This window comes from Sinisalibacter lacisalsi (assembly GCF_014640115.1).
Lineage (GTDB): Bacteria > Pseudomonadota > Alphaproteobacteria > Rhodobacterales > Rhodobacteraceae > Sinisalibacter > Sinisalibacter lacisalsi.
Window position 1 is genome coordinate 1 of the sequence record NZ_BMGI01000005.1, and the last position, 19,195, is coordinate 19,195.

Below are 19,195 nucleotides of genomic sequence, written 5' to 3' on the forward strand. Positions count from 1 at the left end.
AGAACGACGAATGGCAGACCTCAAGCCGCTACATGATGGTCGAAGCCTTCGCCCAGATCGATAAGGAGGAGATCGACCCCATTCTCAGCATAACAACAAAAGCCGCCTGATCATGACCTCAGGCCATCCAGGAATTTACACCATCTTGACGGACGTGACCTTTGGCACTCTGGGCGGAAGTCGGAGTTAGCTGGAGTAAGCATTGATGTCGGATGGCCAAATCGGTTGAATCGTTTACGAATCCATAGTTGCAATGCAGTGTATGCTCTGGCGGGACAAAATTTGTCTCGCCCAAAATTGGTCATTCTTTGCAGTTAACTGCTTCATATCGGCAACATATTTTGTGATTTTAACAGCAATAAGAGGCTCGCATGACTATCCAAGCCCCCATGACAGCGAAAGAAAGAGACCAGGCAGCTTTCGCGCAGGTAGACGATGGTAAGCTAAGCGACATGTTGGCCTATGCTGCAAAAAAACAGGCCGCTCGGCGTTCAAGCTGGGGATGGAATTTTCCCGGATGTCGCGTAGCGAAGCCAAAATTAATATATCTGAATACATTAGGTGGGGTCTTTTTTACGAAGAGCGCTACACCGAAGAGCAGCGCGCGCAATTCATCTCGAACTCGCTTCACTGGCCTATCGCCAATGCCTGCAACAACCACGGCTGGAGAAGCGCCGCAGAGGACAAAATTCTTGCAGGAACAATCCTGAATGCTGGTGGCGCATCCGCACCCGAAACCGTAGCTGTGATCGACACCTCTGCGCGTCTCTATCCTGGAGTGCAAAAAATCTCGGCGCCCGAAGATTTGCGCGATTTGATCCTCAGCCTTGGCAACATGAAGCTCTTTGGCAAAATTGTTGACGGCATGGTCAGCCTTGGCGCCTTCAGCGTCAAAGATGCCGATCAAACACATATCTCATGCGTTGGGCAGGCACCGATGACCTATGCCGATTTCATGACCTCTTTCTTGGGTGGCAACGCCTACCTGCTTCAAGGGAGACTTGAAAACCACGAAGACATCGCGCCGTTTTGTTCGGCGTTAGCCACCATTCGCATGGTCAATCTGGTGCAAACCGACCGTGTCGATTGCCCGCTCGCAGTCATCTCCATGCCGCAGGGAGACCAAATCGCGGATACGCTCTGGCGCAAGGGAAACATTGCTTGCGAGGTAGACGCCGAAACTGGCGAGATCAAAACCGTAGTGACCCGCAACGGTCCTGAAATAGTTTTTCTTGAAGACCACCCTACGCTTGCGGGCTGGATGGGGAAGAGACTGCCCCATTGGGATGCACTACGCGATATGAATGAACGCGCGGCACGACTCTTTGCGCCGATCCGCTATCAATCGACTGACATCGCAATCACAAAGGGCGGCCCAGTGATCGTCGAGATTAACTATGGTGGCGGCTTTGGTTTGCCACAAAATGCCGCTGGCCGCGGACTTCTCACTCCGCAGGTGCGCAGCTTTTTTGAAGAATGCGGCGTCCAGTTCGGAACCAAGTCCAGAGCCGGAAAGTCCAGATTCCGGCTATTTGACAAAGGGTGAGCTAGATTTTTTGAAGCGCTGGTGATTTTCCGACGTTGAGAATATTTGAGAACATTATCGTCCGTCCGCAAAAAAGAAATGGTGAATTGCCGCATAGTTTCTTTGTCCCGCTAACCGACGACATCACCAACAAAATTCTGCAAGATGCACGAGTGGCAAAAATGCGAAAGCTGCACCGCAGCATGGCGTGACCCGGTGAAGATATCCTGTAGGTCGCCCACGGTCTCGTCGACTTGCTACAAGTAAAATACGATGTTCGCAAACGTGGTAGGTCTGGGCCTCACAGCCGTCATCTGCCCGTTTCCTTCAAGGATGCGGGACCTGTGTCCGAAACCCTGCTTTCATCGGGCATCTTCTGTCAGGTGGCGACCACTTGATCGCGGTCCGCGAAACGCGGCTTTCGGCTTTCCCCGCGAAACCAACCGGAAAACCAACTCCCGTTTTCTGGATCGCGCTCAGCGCCAGAGCCAGGCCTGGCCCGCGAACGCGCCTTGCGCCTTGGAAAGCAGCCTGTGCGCGGGGCCGGTGGGGGCGGCGACGCCGGCCGCAAGCCTGTCGGCCACCACTTCCGCCGGGCACGGCGCGCCGGTGACCGGATCGCGGTAGCGCGGGTAGTCGATCAGCACGGCATGGGCCAGCGCGATGATGTCGGGCCGGGCGGCGCGGCGGGCGGGCACCGGACCGAGATCGCGGGTGAGGCCCCACCCGGCATAGAACGGCGCGCCGAGGCAGGTGACGGGCTTGCCGCGCAGGAGCGCCTCGAAGCCCATCAGCGAAGTCATCGTCCAGACCTCGTCGCAGGCCTCGATCAGCGCCACCGGGTCGGCCTCCTCGGCCACCACGTCGGCCAGCGCCCGGGCCTCCTCGGGCGGCACCGGTCCCTTGCGCAGCCCGGCCTCCACATCGGGGTGGGGCTTGTAGACGATCACCGCTTCTGGGTGCGCCGCCCGGGCCGCCTTCAGCAGCGCGAGGTTGGTCGCCACCTCGCCCGCGCCGAGGCGGATCGAGGCGTCGTCTTCCACCTGACCGGGCACGAGGATGCGGTGGCCGTCGGGGAGCGCGGGCGCGGGGCGGTCGAGGTTGTATTTCGTCAGCCGCGCCCGGGCGAGCCCCGCCACCAGGCGTTCGGCACGCAGCCGCGCGGCCTCGGGCAGCGTGACCGAGGCCGCGATCAGGCGTTCAAGGCGGCTTTCGCGGGTCGGATCGTAGTAGATGCCGAGATCGTCGGTGACGAGCGAGAGCGGCGGCACCAGCTCCGCCCCCAGACCGCGCGAACGCAGGAACCCGTCTTCCACGCGCAGCACGCGCAGGCCCTCGGTATCGCCCAGGGTATCTTCCTTGCCGGCCCAGACCATGAGGCTGCGCCCGGTCGCCCGCGCCTTTGCCACGGCGGCGGGCCCGTCGCGGAAGATCAGCCGCGTCTCGCGGCCGAAAAACCCCGCCAGCGCGCCGCGCTTCCACAGCCGCATGCCGGCGGCGACGTACCCCGCTCGGACTTCACGCTGGGCGCGCGCGCTGGCCTCCAGCGCGGTGATCACCTGTTCGACGCCGCAGAGTGCATCGTGGTGGGGATCATACCAGGTCGGGTAGAGCAGCATGGCCCCGGCGAAAATCTGGGTGCGGGTAAGCTTGCGGGTGCGCCGGTCCACCGGGGCCTCGTCGCGGGTCAGCCCCCAGCCGGCATACCACGGCTGGCCGAACACCCTGGGGCGATGACCGGCGAGGATCGCCTCGAAGCCCATGCCGGAACTCACGGTATAGACCGCAACCGCCCCTTCCATCAGCGCCCAGGGATCGACCGGGCTGGTGACGAGCGTCACCCCCTCGCCCGCGTCCCCGGGGCCGAAATGGCCGGCACGGTGGCCGGCGGCGGTTTCGGGGTGGGTCTTGATCACGATTCTCATGCCCGGCTCGTCGATCCGGGCGGCGGCGAGCATCTCGCGGAATGTGCCCGGCCCCGCCCCGGCCCTGGCGATCGAGGCGTCGCCCCGGGTCTGGTCGATCACCAGCACGTAAGGCGGCGGCGGCAGAGCCGCGTCCGGATCGAAGGCGCTGTATTTCGACACCCGCGCCCGCACCATCAGCTCGGCCGCGTGGCGCGCGCGCGCCAGCAGCGCACCGTCGTCGAACGGGTGGGTGGCGAGCAGGTGTTCGAGGTCGGAGGGCGCGGAACTGTCGAAATGCGCGCCGCGCGTGTCGATCACGAGGCCCATGGGCGGCTCGCCCGCGCGCCCGGGCCGGAGCGAGCGCAGGAAGGCATCCTCGACGCGGATCAGCCGGGCGCCGGTTTTCGCCGCGACCCGCTCGCCACGCCACGCGGTGGGCGCATGGCCCCAGACGCCGACGTTGTCGTTCGGTCCGGGCCAGCCGAGCCGCACCTCCCACCCCGCCAGCGCGAGGATACGGCGCAGCCGGGGCTGGGTGAGAAAGCCGCCGTTGTAGACGAAAAGCCGCCGGGAGCGACGCGCCCCGGCGGCTTCGGTGTCGGTCATACGCGCCATGCCGGGGCTAGAACAGCCCCGCGGTGGCGGCGGTGGTGGCCAGCGAATCCGCCGCACCCACGGTGGAGGTGAGCGCCGAGAGCACCTTCGTCCACTGCACGTAGGGCGCCTCGGTGACATAGACGGTATCGCCGTCGCGGATCACGAAATCGCGCGCCATGAACATGCCGTTGGGCTCGGTGAGGTCGAGCACGTAGATCAACCGCTGCGCGCCGATCAGGTCGGTGCGGCCGAGCACGGCATTGGCGATATCGGCCGGCTCGTTGCGGAACACGAACACGCCGGTGGGATCGGCCAGCGCCGGGTTGAGCCCGCCGACCTGGGCGATGGCTTCGATCGCCGAGAGCGTCTGGGTCTGGAATTTCACCCGGGTCTGGGTGCCGGTAGCGCCGAGCGCGGTGAAGGCGCGGGTGTCTTCCTCGACGAGAATGCGGTCGCCGTTGCGCAGGGCGATATCAAGTTCGGGATACTCGAACAGGTCCTGGTACCAGACCTGGCCCCTCTTCTCGCCGCGAATGATCTTGACCACGGCCACCTCGGCGGGCACCGCCACGCCGCCCGCGCGCGCCAGCATCGCGCCCAGCGTGCGGGTTGGCCGTTCGATCGGGTAGACCCCCTGCCCGCCCACCGCGCCGGTGAGCGAAACCGTCGCCCCGTCGCCCGCGAGGCGGCGCACGGCCACCTGCGGATCGGGGGTCTGATCGGCGAGCTTTTCGGTGATGATCCGGCGGATCGCCTCGGGCGTGTTGCCCGCGGCCTTGATGCGCCCGGCATAGGGGATGAAAATGAAGCCCGAGCCGTCGACCTGCACTTCCTCGAGCGAGGCCGGCGCGCCGGCCGTCGTCAGGATGCCTTCCTCGACGTTCTCCCAGATCGACACGCCGAGCACGTCGCCCGGGCGGATCGTGTCGGACCCGACAACACCGGCGCTGGTGAAGTCGGAGGTGAAGCCAAGGGCGGGCACCACCGCCGTGGCGCGGGTGACGTTATCGCTCACCGCCACCACGAAAGCGTCGCCCTCTTTCTGGACGGAGCCTGCGTAGATCTCGGACTTGTTGGGGCCGGACCGGGGAAGCGCGTCGCAGGCGGCAAGGCCCACCACGCATACCAATAGGGCGGCTCTGCGCGCCCATGCGTTGCCCATAATTATCACTGCTCGGGCTCCTTTGTGGAGTTCTGCCGTTAATTTTTCTTCGCAACCTACCGACACATCGACAAAAAATCCACCCTTTCGATAGCCGTGCGCTATTTCACCGCGAACAACTGTTGCCGTGGTGCCGCTGTGCCACGGGCAAAGGCGTCGTAGGGGTCGTCGGCGATCAGCATCATGTCGACCACCTGGCGCAGGAGCTGGCGGCGGCCACGGGCGGAATAGAAGCCGCCGGGCACCTGGCTGGTTTCGAGCAGGTAGTGGCGATAATCGCGGTAGGCGCGGTTGTCGGGCCGGGTGGGATGGGCGAAGAACTCCGCCACCGGCTGCACCGAGACGAATTCGGGCTTGGCGAAGACCGCGTCGCCGAAGGCGCGAAGCGGCAGGCCGCGCCAGAGCACCTGCTGGGCGGCGGTGGAATTGACCGTCACGGCGCTGCGGGCATGGTCGAGCAGGGCCGCGAGCTTGCCGCCGCGCACGTAATGCACCCGGTCGGCCACACCCTGCGCCCGTGCGAGGCGGCGGATCTCGGTGCGCAGCGGCACCCGCCCGTCTTCCAGCGGGTGGGCCTTGAACACGAGGTGATGATGGCGCGCCGCGCCTTCCGCGAAACCGCGGATCACCACGTCGAGAAACTCGGTCATGGTGGAAAACGGCGAATGCATCCGGAAGCTCGAGTCGTGTTCGAGTTGCAGGAGCGCGAGGTGATAGGGAAAGCCGCCGTGCTTGATGCGCAGCGTGGCGATGCTGCGCTCCAGCGCGAGGAACGGCATCAGGAGGAGCCGGCGCAGGTAGAGCCTGAATTCCTTGGTCACGGGCACCGAACGGTGCGGGCGGAAGCCGCGGTAACGCCGGTTCCAGAACATCACGAAGAAGTGGTAGAGCGCGCCGTAGAACACGTGGTGGCGCATGTCGCCCCAATGCGCCGGGGCCTCGGGAATATCGCGCTCGGCATCGGCGAGCACTTTCTGCATCGCGCCAACCTCCATCTGCATCAGCCGCGAATGGCCGTTCGAGCCGCCGCGCTCGTAGGTGACCCAGTAGGGCCGCAGGTAGCCCTCTTCGAACACGTGGATGCCAAGCCCCGCCGCACGTGCAATCTTCACCGCCTCGGCGTGGATCAGGCGGGTATCGCCGTAAAGCACCAGATCGGTGACGCCCTTCTCGGCGATCAGCGCCTGGAAGCGTGCGGGCCAGAGCGCCGGATCGTCGGTGAAGGCGATGAAGTTGGCTTGGCCGGGCCAGAACACGGCGTCACCCTGGTTGAAGCCCACGCGCCATACCTCGGCGCCGGCGGCACGCAGCATCCGGCCGAGCCGCCAGAAGAACGGCCCGTGCGGCCCCTGCAGGAACAGGAAGACCCGATCTGTGCCGTCGATACCCGCCATGCGCCTCCCTCTCCCGGGTTTTCTGCGAGACTTGCCATGTGTTCCTTGCCATATCGACAGGGCATGATTGTGGCAACTTTCGATAGTGCGCGTGGCAATGCCGCCCCGGCTTGGCAAGACCGCCGCGAACGCCTAGGAAAGTGGCAAAAGGAGGCCAGCCCATGTTCACAGGCATCATCACCGACCTCGGCCGGGTGGGCGCCATCGCCCAGTCCGGTGACATGCGCGCCCGGATCGAAACCGGCTACGACACCTCGACGATCGACATCGGCGCGTCGATCGCCTCCGATGGCGTCTGCCTCACCGTCGTCGATCTCGGCCCCGGCTGGTATGACGTCGACATTTCGGCCGAAACGCTCTCCAAGACCAACCTCGGCGACTGGACGGTGGGCCACCGGATCAACCTCGAACGCGCGCTCAAGGTGGGCGACGAACTGGGCGGGCACATCGTCTCGGGCCATGTAGACGGGGTGGCGGAGGTGCTCTCGGTCGAGGAGGAGGGCGACAGCACGCGGGTAACCCTGCGCGCGCCCGCCGCGCTCGCCCGCTTCATCGCCCCGAAGGGCTCGGTGGCGCTGAACGGCACATCGCTGACGGTCAATGCGGTGGACGGGCCGGATTTCGGCGTGAACCTGATCTCCCACACCAAGGCGGTGACGAACTGGGGCGCGGTGCGCCCCGGTGACCGCGTCAACCTGGAGATCGACACGCTGGCGCGCTACGTGGCGCGGCTGGCCGAAGCCACCGGCTGAGGCCCCTGCCCCCGCCGCGCAGGCGGGGCTTGCCCTTCTAGCCCTCTGCCTTGCGTTCCAGCCTGCGGGCGTGCAGCACCGGCTCGGTGTAGCCCGAGGGCTGCACCCGGCCCCGGAACACCAGATCGCAGGCGGCCTGGAAGGCCACGCCCTGGAATCCCGGCGCCATCGGCTGGTAGAACAGGTCATCGGCGTTCTGCCGATCCACCACCTCGGCCATCTTGCGCAGGGCGGCCATCACCTTCTGCTCGTCGACGACGCCGTGGTGCAGCCAGTTGGCCAGCGCCTGGGCACTGATCCGGCAGGTGGCGCGGTCTTCCATCAGCCCGACGTCGTGGATGTCGGGCACCTTGGAACAGCCGATCCCGGCGTCGATCCAGCGCACGACGTAGCCGAGAATGCCTTGCGCGTTGTTCTCGATCTCGGCCTGGATCTCGTCGTCCGACCAGTTGGTGCCGCCCGCGAGCGGGATGGTGAGCAGTTCGTCGAGCGTGGCGCGCGGGCCTTGTGCGGCGATCTCGTCCTGCCGGGCCTGGACGCTGACCTTGTGGTAGTGCGTGGCGTGCAGCGTGGCCGCCGTGGGCGACGGCACCCAGGCGCAGTTCGCGCCCGCTTGCGGGTGGGCGATCTTCTCGCGCAGCATCTCGGCCATCCGGTCGGGCGCTGCCCACATCCCCTTGCCGATCTGGGCGCGGCCGCGCAGGCCGCAGGCGATCCCGATATCGACGTTGCGATCCTCGTAGGCCTTGATCCACGCCGCGCCCTTCATGTCGCCCTTGCGCAGCATCGGGCCGGCTTCCATCGAGGTGTGGATCTCGTCGCCGGTGCGGTCGAGAAAACCGGTGTTGATGAAGGCGACGCGGTGTTTCGCCGCGCGGATGCAGGCCTTGAGGTTGGCGCTGGTGCGCCGCTCCTCGTCCATGATCCCGAGCTTGACGGTGTATCGCTCCAGCCCCAGCACCGCCTCGACACGCGAAAACAACTCGTCGGCGAAGGCCACTTCCTCCGGCCCGTGCATCTTCGGCTTGACCACGTAGATGCTGCCGGTGGCGGAGTTGCGCCGCGCGGCAAGGTCGTGCATCGCGGCCAGCGTGGTCATCATCGCGTCCATGATCCCCTCGGGCACCTCGCGGCCCTCGCGGTCGTGGATCGCCGGGGTGGTCATCAGGTGGCCGACGTTGCGCACCAGCATCAGCGCCCGGCCCTTCAGCGTGACCGCGCCGCCGCCGGGCGCGTGGAAAGTCATGTCGTCCGCCAGCCGGCGGGTGAAGGTCTTGCCGCCCTTGCTCACCTCTTCGGTCAGCGTGCCCTGCATCAGCCCGAGCCAGTTGTCGTAGGCCGCCACCTTGTCGGCGGCATCGACGCAGGCGACGCTGTCTTCGCAATCCATGATCGCCGAAATCGCCGATTCGAGCTTGATGTCGGACACGCCGGCGCGGTCGTCCTGCCCCACCGGGGTGGAGGCGTCGATCTCGATGACGATGTGCAGCCCGTTGTTGCGCAGCACCACGGCCTCCGGTGCATCCTCGGTGCCGCGCCAGCCGATGAACTGGCCCGGATCGGCCAACTCCGGCACCAGCGCGCCGTTTTCCACCCGGTAGCCGGCCACGTCCATGTGGCTGCCGCCCGCGAGCGGCACCGCCTCGTCGAGAAACCGCCGGCCCCAGGCGATCACCTCGCGGCCGCGTGCCCGGTCGTAGCCGCCGGCCGGTGGCGGGCTGCCCAGCGCGTCGGTGCCATAGAGCGCATCGTAGAGCGAACCCCAGCGGGCATTGGCGGCATTGAGCGCGTAGCGCGCGTTGGTGATCGGCACCACCAGCTGCGGTCCGGCGATGGTTGCAATCTCGGGGTCGATATGGTCGGTCTCGATGCTGAAATCCTCGCCCTCGGGCAGGAGATAGCCGATCTCTTCGAGGAAGGCGTGGTAGGCGGCGGCGTCATGCGGCTGGCCGCGCCGGGCGATGTGCCAGGCGTCGATCTGCTGCTGCATCGCCTCGCGAACTTCCAGCAGCGCGCGGTTCTTCGGTGCGAGATCGTGGACGATGGCGGAGAAGCCTTTCCAGAAGTCTTCCGCCTTCACGCCGGTGCGGGGCAGTGCCCGCGCCTCGACGAAAAGCGCCAGTTCCGGCGCGATGCTCAGCCCGAAGTGCTCGACCCTTCGTTCCATGCGCGTCTCCCTCGTATGCAATTGTGTGCCGTTCGCTTCCGCCACGGATAGGAAAAAAGTTTCCTATAGGCAACACGCGAAAGCCGGCGCGGTCACTTTCCGCCGCCCGGCCCCGCCTTCGCAGCCCTGCGGCAGGCGTCGGAGCAGAATTTGACCGCCGGCCAATCGCGCGCCCACTTGCGCCGCCAGGTGAAAGGCCGCCCGCATCGGGCGCAGGTCTTTTCCGGCAGGTCGGATTTGCGTCGCATCTTCGGCATGGCCTGTCAGATGGGGGCGCAGGCCGTGTTGGCAAGCGGCGCGCCACGCGTTTTCAAAACCGCGCCACATGGCTTTTCGAAAAGCCGTGCCGCCGCCCGTTGCAGCCGCCCGCTCACCCGCCTACCTTGCCCGCAACCGCCCCCGGAAAGGACGCCCGATGAAAGACGCAGAGCCCCAGGCCATCCGCCTTGCCGATTACGCCCCGCCGAACTGGCTGGTCAACGAGGTGCAGCTCACCTTCCGGCTCGCGCCCCGGGCCACCCGCGTGCTCTCGCGCATCCGCTTCCGGCCCAACCCCGAGGCCGGGGGGCGGGCGTTCTTCCTCCACGGCGAGCACCTGAAGCTGATCCGCGCATCGGTCGACGGGGCGGAGATCAGCCCCCGGCTCGTCGACGGCGGGCTGGAGGCGGACGTGCCCGATGCGCCCTTTACCTGGGAGGCGGAGGTTGAGATCGACCCCGAGGCCAATACCGCGCTCGAAGGGCTGTATCTCTCGAACGGCATGTATTGCACCCAGTGCGAGGCCGAGGGCTTCCGCCGCATCACCTTCTACCCCGACCGGCCCGACGTGATGGCCCCGTTCACCGTGCGCATCGAGGGGCCGGAGCCGGTGCTGCTCTCCAACGGCAACCCCACCGCCTCGGGCGCGGGCTGGGCGGAATGGACCGATCCCTGGCCCAAGCCCGCCTACCTCTTCGCCCTCGTCGCGGGCGACCTCGTGGCGCTGGAAGACAGCTTCACCACGATGTCGGGCCGCGAGGTGACGCTGAAGCTCTGGGTCCGCCCCGGCGACGAGCACAAGACCGAATTCGCCATGGAGGCGTTGAAAAAATCCATGCGCTGGGACGAGGAGGTTTACGGCCGCGAATACGATCTCGACATCTTCCAGATCGTCGCGGTATCGGACTTCAACATGGGCGCGATGGAGAACAAGGGCCTCAACATCTTCAACACCTCCGCCGTGCTCGCCAGCCCCGACACCTCGACGGACGCCAATTTCGAACGGATCGAAGCGATCGTCGCGCATGAGTATTTCCACAACTGGACCGGCAACCGGATCACCTGCCGCGACTGGTTCCAGCTCTCGCTCAAGGAGGGCCTCACGGTGTTCCGCGACCAGTCCTTCACCGCCGACATGCGCCCAGGCGGCGTGAGCCGGATCGAAGACGTGATGGCGCTGCGCGGCCGCCAGTTCCGCGAAGACAACGGACCATTGGCGCACCAGGTCCAGCCCGACAGCTTCGTGGAGATCAACAACTTCTACACCGCGACGATCTACGAGAAGGGCGCCGAGGTGATCCGGATGCTCAAGACGCTGGTCGGCGACGCAGCCTACCGCGACGCACTCGATCTCTACTTCGCCCGCCACGACGGCGAGGCCTGCACGATCGACGACTGGCTGAAGGTGTTCGAGGATGCGACGGGGCGCGACCTGGCGCAGTTCCGGCTGTGGTACAAGCAGGCCGGCACGCCCCGGCTCGACGTGACCGAGGACTGGGACGGCGCGAATTACACCCTCACCTTCCGCCAGCACATGCCGGCCACGCCGGGGCAGAACGAGAAAAAACCCATGGTCATCCCCATCGCCACCGGCCTTCTCGGCCCGAACGGCGACGAGGTGGTGCCGACGACGGTGCTGGAAATGACCGAGGCCGAGCAGAGCTTCACCTTCGAGGGGCTCGCCGCGCGCCCGGTGCCCTCGATCCTGCGCGGCTTCTCTGCCCCGGTCATCCTGAACCGCGAAACCAGCCCGGAAGAACGCGCCTTCCTGCTCGCCCATGATACCGACCCGTTCAACAAGTGGGAGGCCGGCCGCGCGCTCGCCAAGGACGTGCTGATCGCCATGATCACCGGCGAAGAGCCGCCGCTCGCCGCCTATCTCGGCGCGCTCGCCGCGATGCTGCGCGACGAGGGCCAGAGCCCCGCCTTCCGGGCCCTTGCCCTGCGCCTGCCCGGCGAGGACGACATCGCCCAGACCCTGTTCGACGCCAACGTCACCCCCGACCCCGCCCGCATCCACGACGCCGCCGAGACCCTCCGCCAGGAAGTCGCCGAACACCTGCAGGACATGCTCCCCCGCCTCGCCGCCGAATGCGTGGTGGCCGAGCCTTTCGCCCCCACCGGCGAACAGGCCGGCCAACGCGCGCTGGCGCTGGAGGTGCTCAAGCTCACCACCCGGCTCGACGGCGGCAAGGCGGCGGCGGCGATGTTCGAGAGCGCGGGCAACATGACGCTTTCGCTCGGCGCGCTCGGCTGCCTGCTCGATGCGGAGAAGGGCGAGGATGCGCTTGCCGCCTTCGCGGCGAAATGGCAGGGCGACGCGCTGGTGATGGACAAGTGGTTCATGATGCAGGTGGTCCACGCTGCGCCCGAAAAGGCCGCGGCCACGGCAGAGGCGCTCACCGCCCACCCGGCGTTCAACATGAAGAACCCCAACCGCTTCCGCGCCGTCTTCGGCGCCCTGGCGATGAACGCGGCGGGCTTTCATCATGCCTCGGGCAAGGGCTACGACCTGCTCGCCGACTGGATCATCCGGCTCGACCCGCTGAACCCGCAGATCGCCGCGCGGATGTCATCGGCCTTCGAGACGTGGAAACGCTACGACGCCGACCGCCAGGCCCAGATCCGCGCCGCGCTGGAGCGGATCAAGGCCAGCGAGAACCTCAGCCGCGACACCGGCGAAATGGTCGGCCGCATCCTCGCGGCCTGATCCCGCCACCGTCTTCCTGGGTCGAAAAATACCTCGGGGTCGTCACGCCGGCGGCGCGGCGCGAAATCGGCGAACGCATTGGCCGCATCCTCGCCGCCCGAGCGGGGCGGGCTGGCGCCGCGCGGCGGCAGGCCCCGCGGGCGCGCGCCCGCGAATGCCCGGCCTCAGCCCGCGCAGTAGGGCTGGGCGCGCATCCAGTTGATCATGTCGCCGCGCTTGCTGGCCGAATGGAACGGCCCCCAGTCGGCGGCGACGCCGCGCATGCCCTGGCTCACCACGCCGTCGCGCGGCACCGTCACGTTCATGATCCGCACGGCGCAGGACAGGTTCGCCTCGCCGTCTTTCAGCGCCTCGCCCGAGCGCGCCTCGCAGCCGTAGCCGCGCGCCGTGGCGGGCGCGATCTGCACCAGGCCGAACCACTTGCCGCCGCCGCCAACCGCGGCCGGGTTCCAGGTGCTCTCGTGCTTGGCGAGCGTCGACAAGAGGCCGGTCCAGAAACCCTTGCGCCCCTCGGCATCGGCGCTCTTGTAGGCCGGGCACCAGGTGTCGATGTCGGCGGGCATGGTGCTGACGAGGCCGGTGCCATGGGTGTCGAGCGCGGCGAGCGTCGTCGCGGTCCAGCTATCGGCCTCGGGCCGGTGATCCCAGCGCATCGCGAGGTCTTCGGTAGCGGGGCTCTTCGACGAGAAGGTGGTGTCGAGGCCGAAATCGTCGCCCGCGCAGCCGGCGAGCGAGACGAGGGCGAGGGCGGCAAAGGCGGTTTTCAGGGTCATCGAACAGGGTCGCGATTGTTAACGTTGCCGCCGTAGGACCGGATTTGGCCGCCGGGTGCAACATCCGTCGGCAAAATCTCCGGGTTTGAGCCAGAACCTGCCCATCACCAAGGTTGACAGGTTGCCGGACGCGCGAAATCCTCCGGCCATTGATTGCCCCCGGAGCCATTCAAATGAGTCTTCGCATTCTTGCCACCGGCCTCGCCCTGATCGCCAGCCTCACCACCGCGCCCGCCCGCGCCCAGACCTTCTTCGAAGACAGTTCGCTAATGAGCCCGATCGTCACCCCGGACGAATGCGCCTCGGGCTACGCGCTCATGGCGCAGGTACTCGGGCAGTCCGACGTCTTTTCCCGGCAGCACTTCGATGCCGCCGCCCCGACGGCGGACGACTATGCAGAGCGCAAGAATGTGCTTGGGCAGGCGATCGCCGAGACCGAAGGCTCGCTGGAGGCCGCCGAACAGGCCGTGGCCAAGACCTATCAGACCATGGGCCATTTCCTCGGAATCATGCTCGGCACCCATGCCGCGCTCGAACTCGATGGCTTCGCGCGGTTCATCACCGAGTGCGACACTGCCTTCGACTTCGAACCGAAGTCCGACGCCTACGTGCACTTCACCCCGCGCCGCGACGTGCCGCTCGCAGAACAGAGCCCGTTCAACCTGACCCTCTACGAGACCGAGGCCGGATGCACCGCCGCATACGACCACCTCGCAGATCTGCTGCGCAAGGCGGGCGAGCTCGGGGTCGACGATCCCGGGTATGTGGGCGCGTTTTCCGAGAACCTGCTCACGACCACGCAGCCCTGGAAGCGAGCTGACACGCTGCGCGCGCGCGTCGACACCGCGGAGTATGAAGCGGCCGACGAGGTGTTCGGCCTTCTCTACGCGAACGTTTTTCTAGTTGGCACAAATAAATGGGACCTCGCCGCGCTCGCCGACGGACTCACCCGCTGCGACCGCGCCTTCGGCTTCGCCCCACTGACCCGCCGGATGCTGGTCAGCGGCAATTACGAGCTGGTGCGCCAAATGGGCAATTGCCTCGCGGGATTTGACCTCGCCTATGAGGCAAACCCGGATGGCGCCATCACCGCTGGCCGCACCCCGCTGCGATTCCGCGAACGCCTGTTCCAGCGGTCCGGCGCGAGCTATTATCAGGACCTCGCCGACATCGCCGAAGACGCAGCAAAAGACTTCGCCGACGCCCTGCGCAGCAGCCCCTCGATGATGGTCGAGGAACAGTTCAAGGCCATGGTCGACCCCTGCATGTGAAATGGGCGAGACCCCTTGCCCGCCGCACAACCCTGCCCTAGAACGCCCCGAGACCAAACCGCAGGACCCGCGCCCATGCTCGACCATCTCGCCTTCGAAAGCCCCAAACCCGCCCGAATCGCCGGGGCGAAGGAGGATTGGGAACTGGTGATCGGCATGGAGGTGCATGCGCAGGTCTCGTCGAACGCCAAGCTGTTCTCGGGCGCCTCGACCAGGTTCGGCGCCGAGCCCAATTCCAACGTCGCCTTCGTCGACGCCGCGATGCCGGGGATGCTGCCGGTGATCAACGACTACTGCGTCGAGCAGGCGGTGCGCACCGGGCTGGGGCTGCGCGCCGAGATCAACCTGTGGTCTGCCTTCGACCGCAAGAACTACTTCTACCCCGACCTGCCACAGGGCTACCAGATCAGCCAGCTCTACCACCCGATCGTCGGCGAGGGCGAAGTGATCGTCGACATGGGGCCGGGCGTGGCCCGCCGGGTGCGGATCGAGCGCATCCACCTCGAACAGGACGCCGGCAAGAGCATCCACGACATGGACCCGGCAATGTCCTTCGTCGATCTCAACCGCACCGGCGTGGCGCTGATGGAAATCGTCAGCCGCCCCGACATCCGGGGGCCGGAGGAGGCCGCCGCCTACGTTCAGAAACTGCGCCAGATCCTGCGCTACCTCGGCACCTGCGACGGCAACATGCAGGAAGGCAGCCTGCGCGCCGACGTGAACGTGTCGGTCTGCCGCCCCGGCGCTTACGAGCGCTACATGGAAACGCAGGATTTCTCGCACCTCGGCACCCGCTGCGAGATCAAGAACATGAACTCGCTGCGCTTCATCCAGGCCGCGATCGACCACGAGGCCCGGCGCCAGATCGCCCTTCTCGAAGACGGTGGCGCGGTGGTGCAGGAAACCCGGCTCTACGATCCCGACAAGGGCGAAACCCGCTCGATGCGCTCGAAGGAAGAGGCGCATGATTACCGCTACTTCCCCTGCCCCGACCTCCTGCCGCTGGAGATCGAACAGGACTGGGTCGACGCCATCAAGGCGGGCCTGCCGGAACTGCCCGACGAGAAGAAAGCCCGCTTCGTGAAGGATTTCGGCCTGTCGGAATACGACGCGGGCGTGCTCACGGCCGACGTGGAGGCCGCGCATTACTTCGAGCGCGTGGCCGAGGGGCGCGACGGCAAGCTCGCCGCCAACTGGGTGATCAACGAGCTGTTCGGCCGGCTGAAGAAGGAAGGCCACGACATCACCGAAAGCCCGGTCGACCCCGACCAGCTCGGCGGCATCATCGCGCTGATCCAGAACGGCGAGATCTCGGGCAAGATCGCCAAGGACCTGTTCGAGATCGTCTTTACCGAGGGCGGCGATCCGGCCGTGATCGTGGTGGAACGCGGCATGAAACAGGTCACCGACACCGGCGCGATCGAGGCGGCGGTGGACGAGGTAATCGCCGCCAACCCGGCGCAGGTGGAAAAGGCCAAGGCCAACCCCAAGCTCGCCGGCTGGTTCGTCGGCCAGGTGATGAAGGCCACCGGCGGTAAGGCCAACCCCAAGGCGGTGAACGAGATCGTGGCGAAGAAACTGGGGCTTTGAACAACGGGCGAGCGCGGTTTCCGAAGCGGAAACCGACACGGTTTTCGCACGAAAACCGAGCCGAAATCCGCCACGGATTTCGCGCCCCCCAAAGCCCGCGCAACAGGAGCCAGTCGATGAGCACCCCGCATATCTCTTCGGTGATGGAGGTCGTGCCCGAGTGGATCGACTACAACGGCCACATGAACATGGCCTACTACACGATGTTGTTCGACCGCGCCGGCGACGAGTTCTACGGCATCATCGGGCTCGGCCCGGACTATGCGAAAAGCCGGGGGCACACCTGTTACACCGCCGAGTTCCACATCCGTTACCTGCGTGAGCTGCACCTGGGCGACCGGGTCCGGGTGCATTCGTGGATGCTCGACCATGACGCCAAGCGCTTCCACGCCTGGCAGGAGATCCACCACGAGGACGGCTGGATCGCCGCCACCGGCGAGACGCTGGCGCTGCATATCGACATGTCGGGGCCGCGCGTGGCGCCCTTCCCGGCCGATATCGCCGCCGGGATGGACGCCTTCGCCCGCACCCACGGCCTGCCCGAGAAGCCCGAGGGCGCGGGGCGGTCGATCGGGATCGCGCGGCGGTAGCATAGATCTTGGGGCTCGGCGGCTCCGCGCCGCAAGTGCTTGTCGTCACGGGCGAAAACACCACAGGCCCTGCCCGCGGATGCGGCCCGGCTTGGACAGTGCCGGCACGAATCGTATAGACTGGCCCGCAGCGGAGCGAGGAACTTGGGATGACATTCGAATACAAGGTGGTGCCGGCGCCGACCCGGGGCAAGAAAGCCAAGGGTCTGAAGTCCCCGGCCGACCGGTTTGCGAACGCGCTCGGCGCGGTGATCAACGAGATGGCGGCGGAGGGCTGGGAATACCAGCGCACCGACACCCTGCCCGCCGAGGAGCGCCACGGGCTGACCGGGCGCAGCACCGTGTTCCAGAACATGCTGATCTTCCGCCGGGTCGCCGAGGCGGCGCACGCGGCCGAGACCGAGGCCGAGGAGGTGGCGACGCCGGAAAGCGATGCCGACGCGCCCGCCGAGGCCGCTGACGGCCTCGCGGCCAGGCAGCCGCCGAAACTTTCGGCCAGCAGCGGCACGCCGGTGGCGAAGAATGGCCGCATCTCGCTCTTCGCCGCCGACCGGCGCGGCGACGTTGCCGCCGAGTAGGCCCCGCCCCGGCGCGGCGCTCCATCCTCCGCGCGGGGTCCAGGCCCCGGCGCGGCGGCCACCCCGGCGAGGAACGACATGCCCCGTTTCACATCCCTGAAATCGCCCTCGGCCTTCCGCGTTCTCGCCGCCGCCTCGTGGCGTGCGCCCAACGACCCCACCGTGCTGGGCATGATCGACGTCGATTACAGCGCCGCCGCCGCCTTCATCGCGCGCTACGACGCGGTGTTCGGCACGCACCTGACGCCCACCCACCTCGTCGGCCGAGCGGCGGGGCTGCTGATGCGGCGCCACCCCGAGGCGAACGCGGTGATCCGCTTCTCCGGCATCAAGCTGCGCCCGGGCGCGGACGTGTTCTTCATGGTCGACAGCGGCGAGGGGCACAACCTGACCGGCCGCAAGCTCGACGCCGTCGACGCGTTGTCGCTCGGCGATATCGAGCGCAGCCTGCGCGCCAGCGTGAACGACATCCGCGCCGGAAACGACGCCACCTTCGGCGCCGGCCACGCCCGGCTGCGCCGCACCCCGTTGTGGCTGGCCAGGCCGGTCGCGAAACTGATGAGCTTTCTCGCCAACCGCCTCGGGCTCGACATGAGGCCGATGGGCCCGCCGCCCGATGCCTTCGGCGGCGCCATCGTCACTTCGCTGGCCCGGTTCGGGTTCGAAACCGGCTTCCCCGCGCTCGTGCCCTTCGCCGAGGCCGGCTTCATCGTCGCGCTGATGGAACTGCGCGACATGCCGTGGGTCGTGGGTGACAGGGTCGAGCCGCGCCCGGTGCTAAGGTTGTGCTGCACCACCGATCACCGAATCGTCGACGGCTACCTGGGCGGGCGCCTGCTGAAGGAGCTCAAGGCCCTGCTGAGCGATCCCGAGCAGCTTCTGACCGAGGAAGAATGCACGATCTGGGCCAAAGACGCCGACGCCCCCGCGCCGGCATCGGCCTGAGGCCCCGGCCTAGTCGGTGATCTCCAGCGCCAGCGCGTGGATCCGGCCGACGAGATCCTTGCCCAGCGCCTCGTGCACGGCGCGGTGGCGCGCCACGCGCGACATGCCCTTGAAAACATCCGCCGCGATGCGCACCCTGTAATGGCTTTCACCCGTGCCATCATGGCCCGCGTGGCCCGCGTGCTGATGGCTTTCGTTGATCACGTCGAGCGCCCGGGGCGTGAAAGCCGCCTCCAGCGCCGCGCGGATTTCCTCCTGCTTTGACATTTTTCGTCTCCTGCCTCTTCAAACCTTCCCCAAATCGTCTAAACTCCCGGGTCCGAGTCGAAAAGAGTGGTTTCATGGACAAGTTCGATCCCTTTGCCTTCGACATCTCGGTTTCCGCGTCGAAGAAGAAAAAGACGCGCGGCAAACGAGGGATGTCGGGCGCCTTCGAGACCTCGCAGCGCGTCTGCGAGCACCCGGGCTGCGAGGAGCTCGGCCAGTACCGTGCGCCCAAGAGCCCCGACGAGCTCGAGGAATACAAATGGTTCTGCAAGGACCACGTGCGCGAGTACAACCTGAAATGGAACTTCTTCCACGGCGCCACCGAGGAGGAACTCGAAGAGCAGGCACAGAAAGACCGGGTCTGGGAACGCGAGACGAAGGCGTTCAAGCGCAGCGCCGAGGAACGCGCCTGGTCGCGCCTCGGGGTCAATGATCCGCACGAGGTGCTTGGGGAGAACGCCACCCGAAACCCCGGAAAATCGGTCACCGGCACGCGCAAGCTGCCGCCCACCGAGCGCCGCGCGATCGACATTCTCGACGCCAAGGACCATTGGACGAAGGCCGAGGTGCGCAAGGCCTACAAGGCGCTGATCAAGGTGCTCCACCCCGACATGAACGGCGGCGACCGCAGCCAGGAGGAGCAGTTGCAGCAGGTCGTCTGGGCCTGGGACCAGATCAAGGACAGCCGCAACTTCAAGTGAGGCCCGCG

At 66.6% G+C, this 19,195-nt stretch carries 16 protein-coding genes; 9 read left to right on the forward strand and 7 right to left on the reverse strand.

Translation table 11 applies throughout. The annotated features are described in order from the left end of the window. The first annotated feature begins 517 nt into the window (after positions 1 to 517). Positions 518 to 1,546 carry a sugar-transfer associated ATP-grasp domain-containing protein gene (locus IEW01_RS14010; RefSeq protein WP_188528791.1) on the forward strand — a complete coding sequence of 343 codons (1,029 nt, stop codon included), beginning with the start codon at positions 518 to 520 and terminating at the stop codon, positions 1,544 to 1,546. Positions 1,547 to 2,001: 455 nt separating this feature from the next. Here the strand turns inward: IEW01_RS14010 and IEW01_RS14015 are convergent, their stop codons facing one another. From IEW01_RS14015 to IEW01_RS14025, 3 genes are all read right to left on the reverse strand, one after another. After that, positions 2,002 to 4,047, reverse strand: a complete 2,046-nt coding sequence (locus IEW01_RS14015; protein WP_188528793.1) for a capsule polysaccharide biogenesis protein — start codon at positions 4,045 to 4,047, stop codon at positions 2,002 to 2,004. 7 nt (positions 4,048 to 4,054) lie between these two features. Then, on the reverse strand, positions 4,055 to 5,191 hold the full coding sequence (locus IEW01_RS14020; RefSeq protein ID WP_188529520.1) for a polysaccharide biosynthesis/export family protein: 1,137 nt from the start codon (positions 5,189 to 5,191) through the stop codon (positions 4,055 to 4,057). A 101-nt stretch (positions 5,192 to 5,292) separates the two neighbouring features. Beyond that, a complete protein-coding gene (locus IEW01_RS14025) occupies positions 5,293 to 6,585 on the reverse strand; it encodes a capsule polysaccharide biogenesis protein (protein WP_188528795.1) in 1,293 nt (430 codons plus the stop codon). 161 nt (positions 6,586 to 6,746) lie between these two features. Here IEW01_RS14025 and IEW01_RS14030 point away from each other — a divergent pair, with 161 nt between their 5' ends. Further along, the gene (locus IEW01_RS14030; protein WP_188528797.1) at positions 6,747 to 7,337 is read left to right on the forward strand and encodes a riboflavin synthase; all 591 of its coding nucleotides are present in this window, start codon (positions 6,747 to 6,749) and stop codon (positions 7,335 to 7,337) included. Positions 7,338 to 7,374: 37 nt separating this feature from the next. Here the strand turns inward: IEW01_RS14030 and IEW01_RS14035 are convergent, their stop codons facing one another. Both IEW01_RS14035 and IEW01_RS14040 read right to left on the reverse strand, forming a co-directional pair. Further along, complete coding sequence (locus IEW01_RS14035) at positions 7,375 to 9,504, reverse strand: malate synthase G (protein WP_188528799.1); 2,130 nt, start codon at positions 9,502 to 9,504, stop codon at positions 7,375 to 7,377. Positions 9,505 to 9,596: 92 nt separating this feature from the next. Then, complete coding sequence (locus tag IEW01_RS14040; RefSeq protein ID WP_188528801.1) at positions 9,597 to 9,761, reverse strand: DUF2256 domain-containing protein; 165 nt, start codon at positions 9,759 to 9,761, stop codon at positions 9,597 to 9,599. A gap of 158 nt (positions 9,762 to 9,919) precedes the next feature. On the opposite strand from IEW01_RS14040, the gene pepN reads away from it, so the two are divergent. Next, positions 9,920 to 12,472 carry an aminopeptidase N gene (pepN, locus tag IEW01_RS14045; RefSeq protein WP_188528803.1) on the forward strand — a complete coding sequence of 851 codons (2,553 nt, stop codon included), beginning with the start codon at positions 9,920 to 9,922 and terminating at the stop codon, positions 12,470 to 12,472. Between the two features lie 164 nt (positions 12,473 to 12,636). Here pepN and IEW01_RS14050 read toward each other — a convergent pair whose 3' ends face one another. Next, positions 12,637 to 13,245, reverse strand: coding sequence for a transglycosylase SLT domain-containing protein (locus IEW01_RS14050; RefSeq protein ID WP_188528806.1), 609 nt, complete (start codon positions 13,243 to 13,245; stop codon positions 12,637 to 12,639). A gap of 173 nt (positions 13,246 to 13,418) precedes the next feature. Between IEW01_RS14050 and IEW01_RS14055 the strand changes: the two genes are divergently transcribed. From IEW01_RS14055 to IEW01_RS14075, 5 genes are all read left to right on the forward strand, one after another. Next, the gene (locus IEW01_RS14055; RefSeq protein WP_188528808.1) at positions 13,419 to 14,516 is read left to right on the forward strand and encodes a hypothetical protein; all 1,098 of its coding nucleotides are present in this window, start codon (positions 13,419 to 13,421) and stop codon (positions 14,514 to 14,516) included. 75 nt (positions 14,517 to 14,591) lie between these two features. Continuing rightward, complete coding sequence (gene gatB / locus IEW01_RS14060; protein ID WP_188528810.1) at positions 14,592 to 16,106, forward strand: Asp-tRNA(Asn)/Glu-tRNA(Gln) amidotransferase subunit GatB; 1,515 nt, start codon at positions 14,592 to 14,594, stop codon at positions 16,104 to 16,106. A gap of 116 nt (positions 16,107 to 16,222) precedes the next feature. Then, entirely contained in the window at positions 16,223 to 16,696 is a 474-nt protein-coding gene (locus tag IEW01_RS14065; RefSeq protein ID WP_188528812.1) for a thioesterase family protein, read from the forward strand. Positions 16,697 to 16,845: 149 nt separating this feature from the next. Beyond that, complete coding sequence (locus tag IEW01_RS14070) at positions 16,846 to 17,274, forward strand: DUF4177 domain-containing protein (protein WP_188528813.1); 429 nt, start codon at positions 16,846 to 16,848, stop codon at positions 17,272 to 17,274. 78 nt (positions 17,275 to 17,352) lie between these two features. After that, positions 17,353 to 18,219, forward strand: coding sequence for a 2-oxo acid dehydrogenase subunit E2 (locus IEW01_RS14075; RefSeq protein WP_188528816.1), 867 nt, complete (start codon positions 17,353 to 17,355; stop codon positions 18,217 to 18,219). Between the two features lie 9 nt (positions 18,220 to 18,228). Here IEW01_RS14075 and IEW01_RS14080 read toward each other — a convergent pair whose 3' ends face one another. Next, entirely contained in the window at positions 18,229 to 18,486 is a 258-nt protein-coding gene (locus IEW01_RS14080) for a BolA family protein (RefSeq protein ID WP_188528818.1), read from the reverse strand. A 74-nt stretch (positions 18,487 to 18,560) separates the two neighbouring features. Here IEW01_RS14080 and IEW01_RS14085 point away from each other — a divergent pair, with 74 nt between their 5' ends. Continuing rightward, positions 18,561 to 19,187, forward strand: a complete 627-nt coding sequence (locus tag IEW01_RS14085; protein ID WP_188528820.1) for a J domain-containing protein — start codon at positions 18,561 to 18,563, stop codon at positions 19,185 to 19,187. Positions 19,188 to 19,195: the final 8 nt, after the last annotated feature.

Excerpts from the sequence above, each read along its gene's own strand:
- IEW01_RS14010 (WP_188528791.1), top strand. The coding sequence starts at position 518 with ATGTCGCGTAGCGAAGCCAAAATTAATATATCTGAATACATTAGGTGG.
- IEW01_RS14015 (WP_188528793.1), bottom strand. The coding sequence starts at position 4,047 with ATGGCGCGTATGACCGACACCGAAGCCGCCGGGGCGCGTCGCTCCCGG.
- IEW01_RS14020 (WP_188529520.1), bottom strand. The coding sequence starts at position 5,191 with ATGGGCAACGCATGGGCGCGCAGAGCCGCCCTATTGGTATGCGTGGTG.
- IEW01_RS14025 (WP_188528795.1), bottom strand. The coding sequence starts at position 6,585 with ATGGCGGGTATCGACGGCACAGATCGGGTCTTCCTGTTCCTGCAGGGG.
- IEW01_RS14030 (WP_188528797.1), top strand. The coding sequence starts at position 6,747 with ATGTTCACAGGCATCATCACCGACCTCGGCCGGGTGGGCGCCATCGCC.
- IEW01_RS14035 (WP_188528799.1), bottom strand. The coding sequence starts at position 9,504 with ATGGAACGAAGGGTCGAGCACTTCGGGCTGAGCATCGCGCCGGAACTG.
- IEW01_RS14040 (WP_188528801.1), bottom strand. The coding sequence starts at position 9,761 with ATGCCGAAGATGCGACGCAAATCCGACCTGCCGGAAAAGACCTGCGCC.
- pepN (WP_188528803.1), top strand. The coding sequence starts at position 9,920 with ATGAAAGACGCAGAGCCCCAGGCCATCCGCCTTGCCGATTACGCCCCG.
- IEW01_RS14050 (WP_188528806.1), bottom strand. The coding sequence starts at position 13,245 with ATGACCCTGAAAACCGCCTTTGCCGCCCTCGCCCTCGTCTCGCTCGCC.
- IEW01_RS14055 (WP_188528808.1), top strand. The coding sequence starts at position 13,419 with ATGAGTCTTCGCATTCTTGCCACCGGCCTCGCCCTGATCGCCAGCCTC.
- gatB (WP_188528810.1), top strand. The coding sequence starts at position 14,592 with ATGCTCGACCATCTCGCCTTCGAAAGCCCCAAACCCGCCCGAATCGCC.
- IEW01_RS14065 (WP_188528812.1), top strand. The coding sequence starts at position 16,223 with ATGAGCACCCCGCATATCTCTTCGGTGATGGAGGTCGTGCCCGAGTGG.
- IEW01_RS14070 (WP_188528813.1), top strand. The coding sequence starts at position 16,846 with ATGACATTCGAATACAAGGTGGTGCCGGCGCCGACCCGGGGCAAGAAA.
- IEW01_RS14075 (WP_188528816.1), top strand. The coding sequence starts at position 17,353 with ATGCCCCGTTTCACATCCCTGAAATCGCCCTCGGCCTTCCGCGTTCTC.
- IEW01_RS14080 (WP_188528818.1), bottom strand. The coding sequence starts at position 18,486 with ATGTCAAAGCAGGAGGAAATCCGCGCGGCGCTGGAGGCGGCTTTCACG.
- IEW01_RS14085 (WP_188528820.1), top strand. The coding sequence starts at position 18,561 with ATGGACAAGTTCGATCCCTTTGCCTTCGACATCTCGGTTTCCGCGTCG.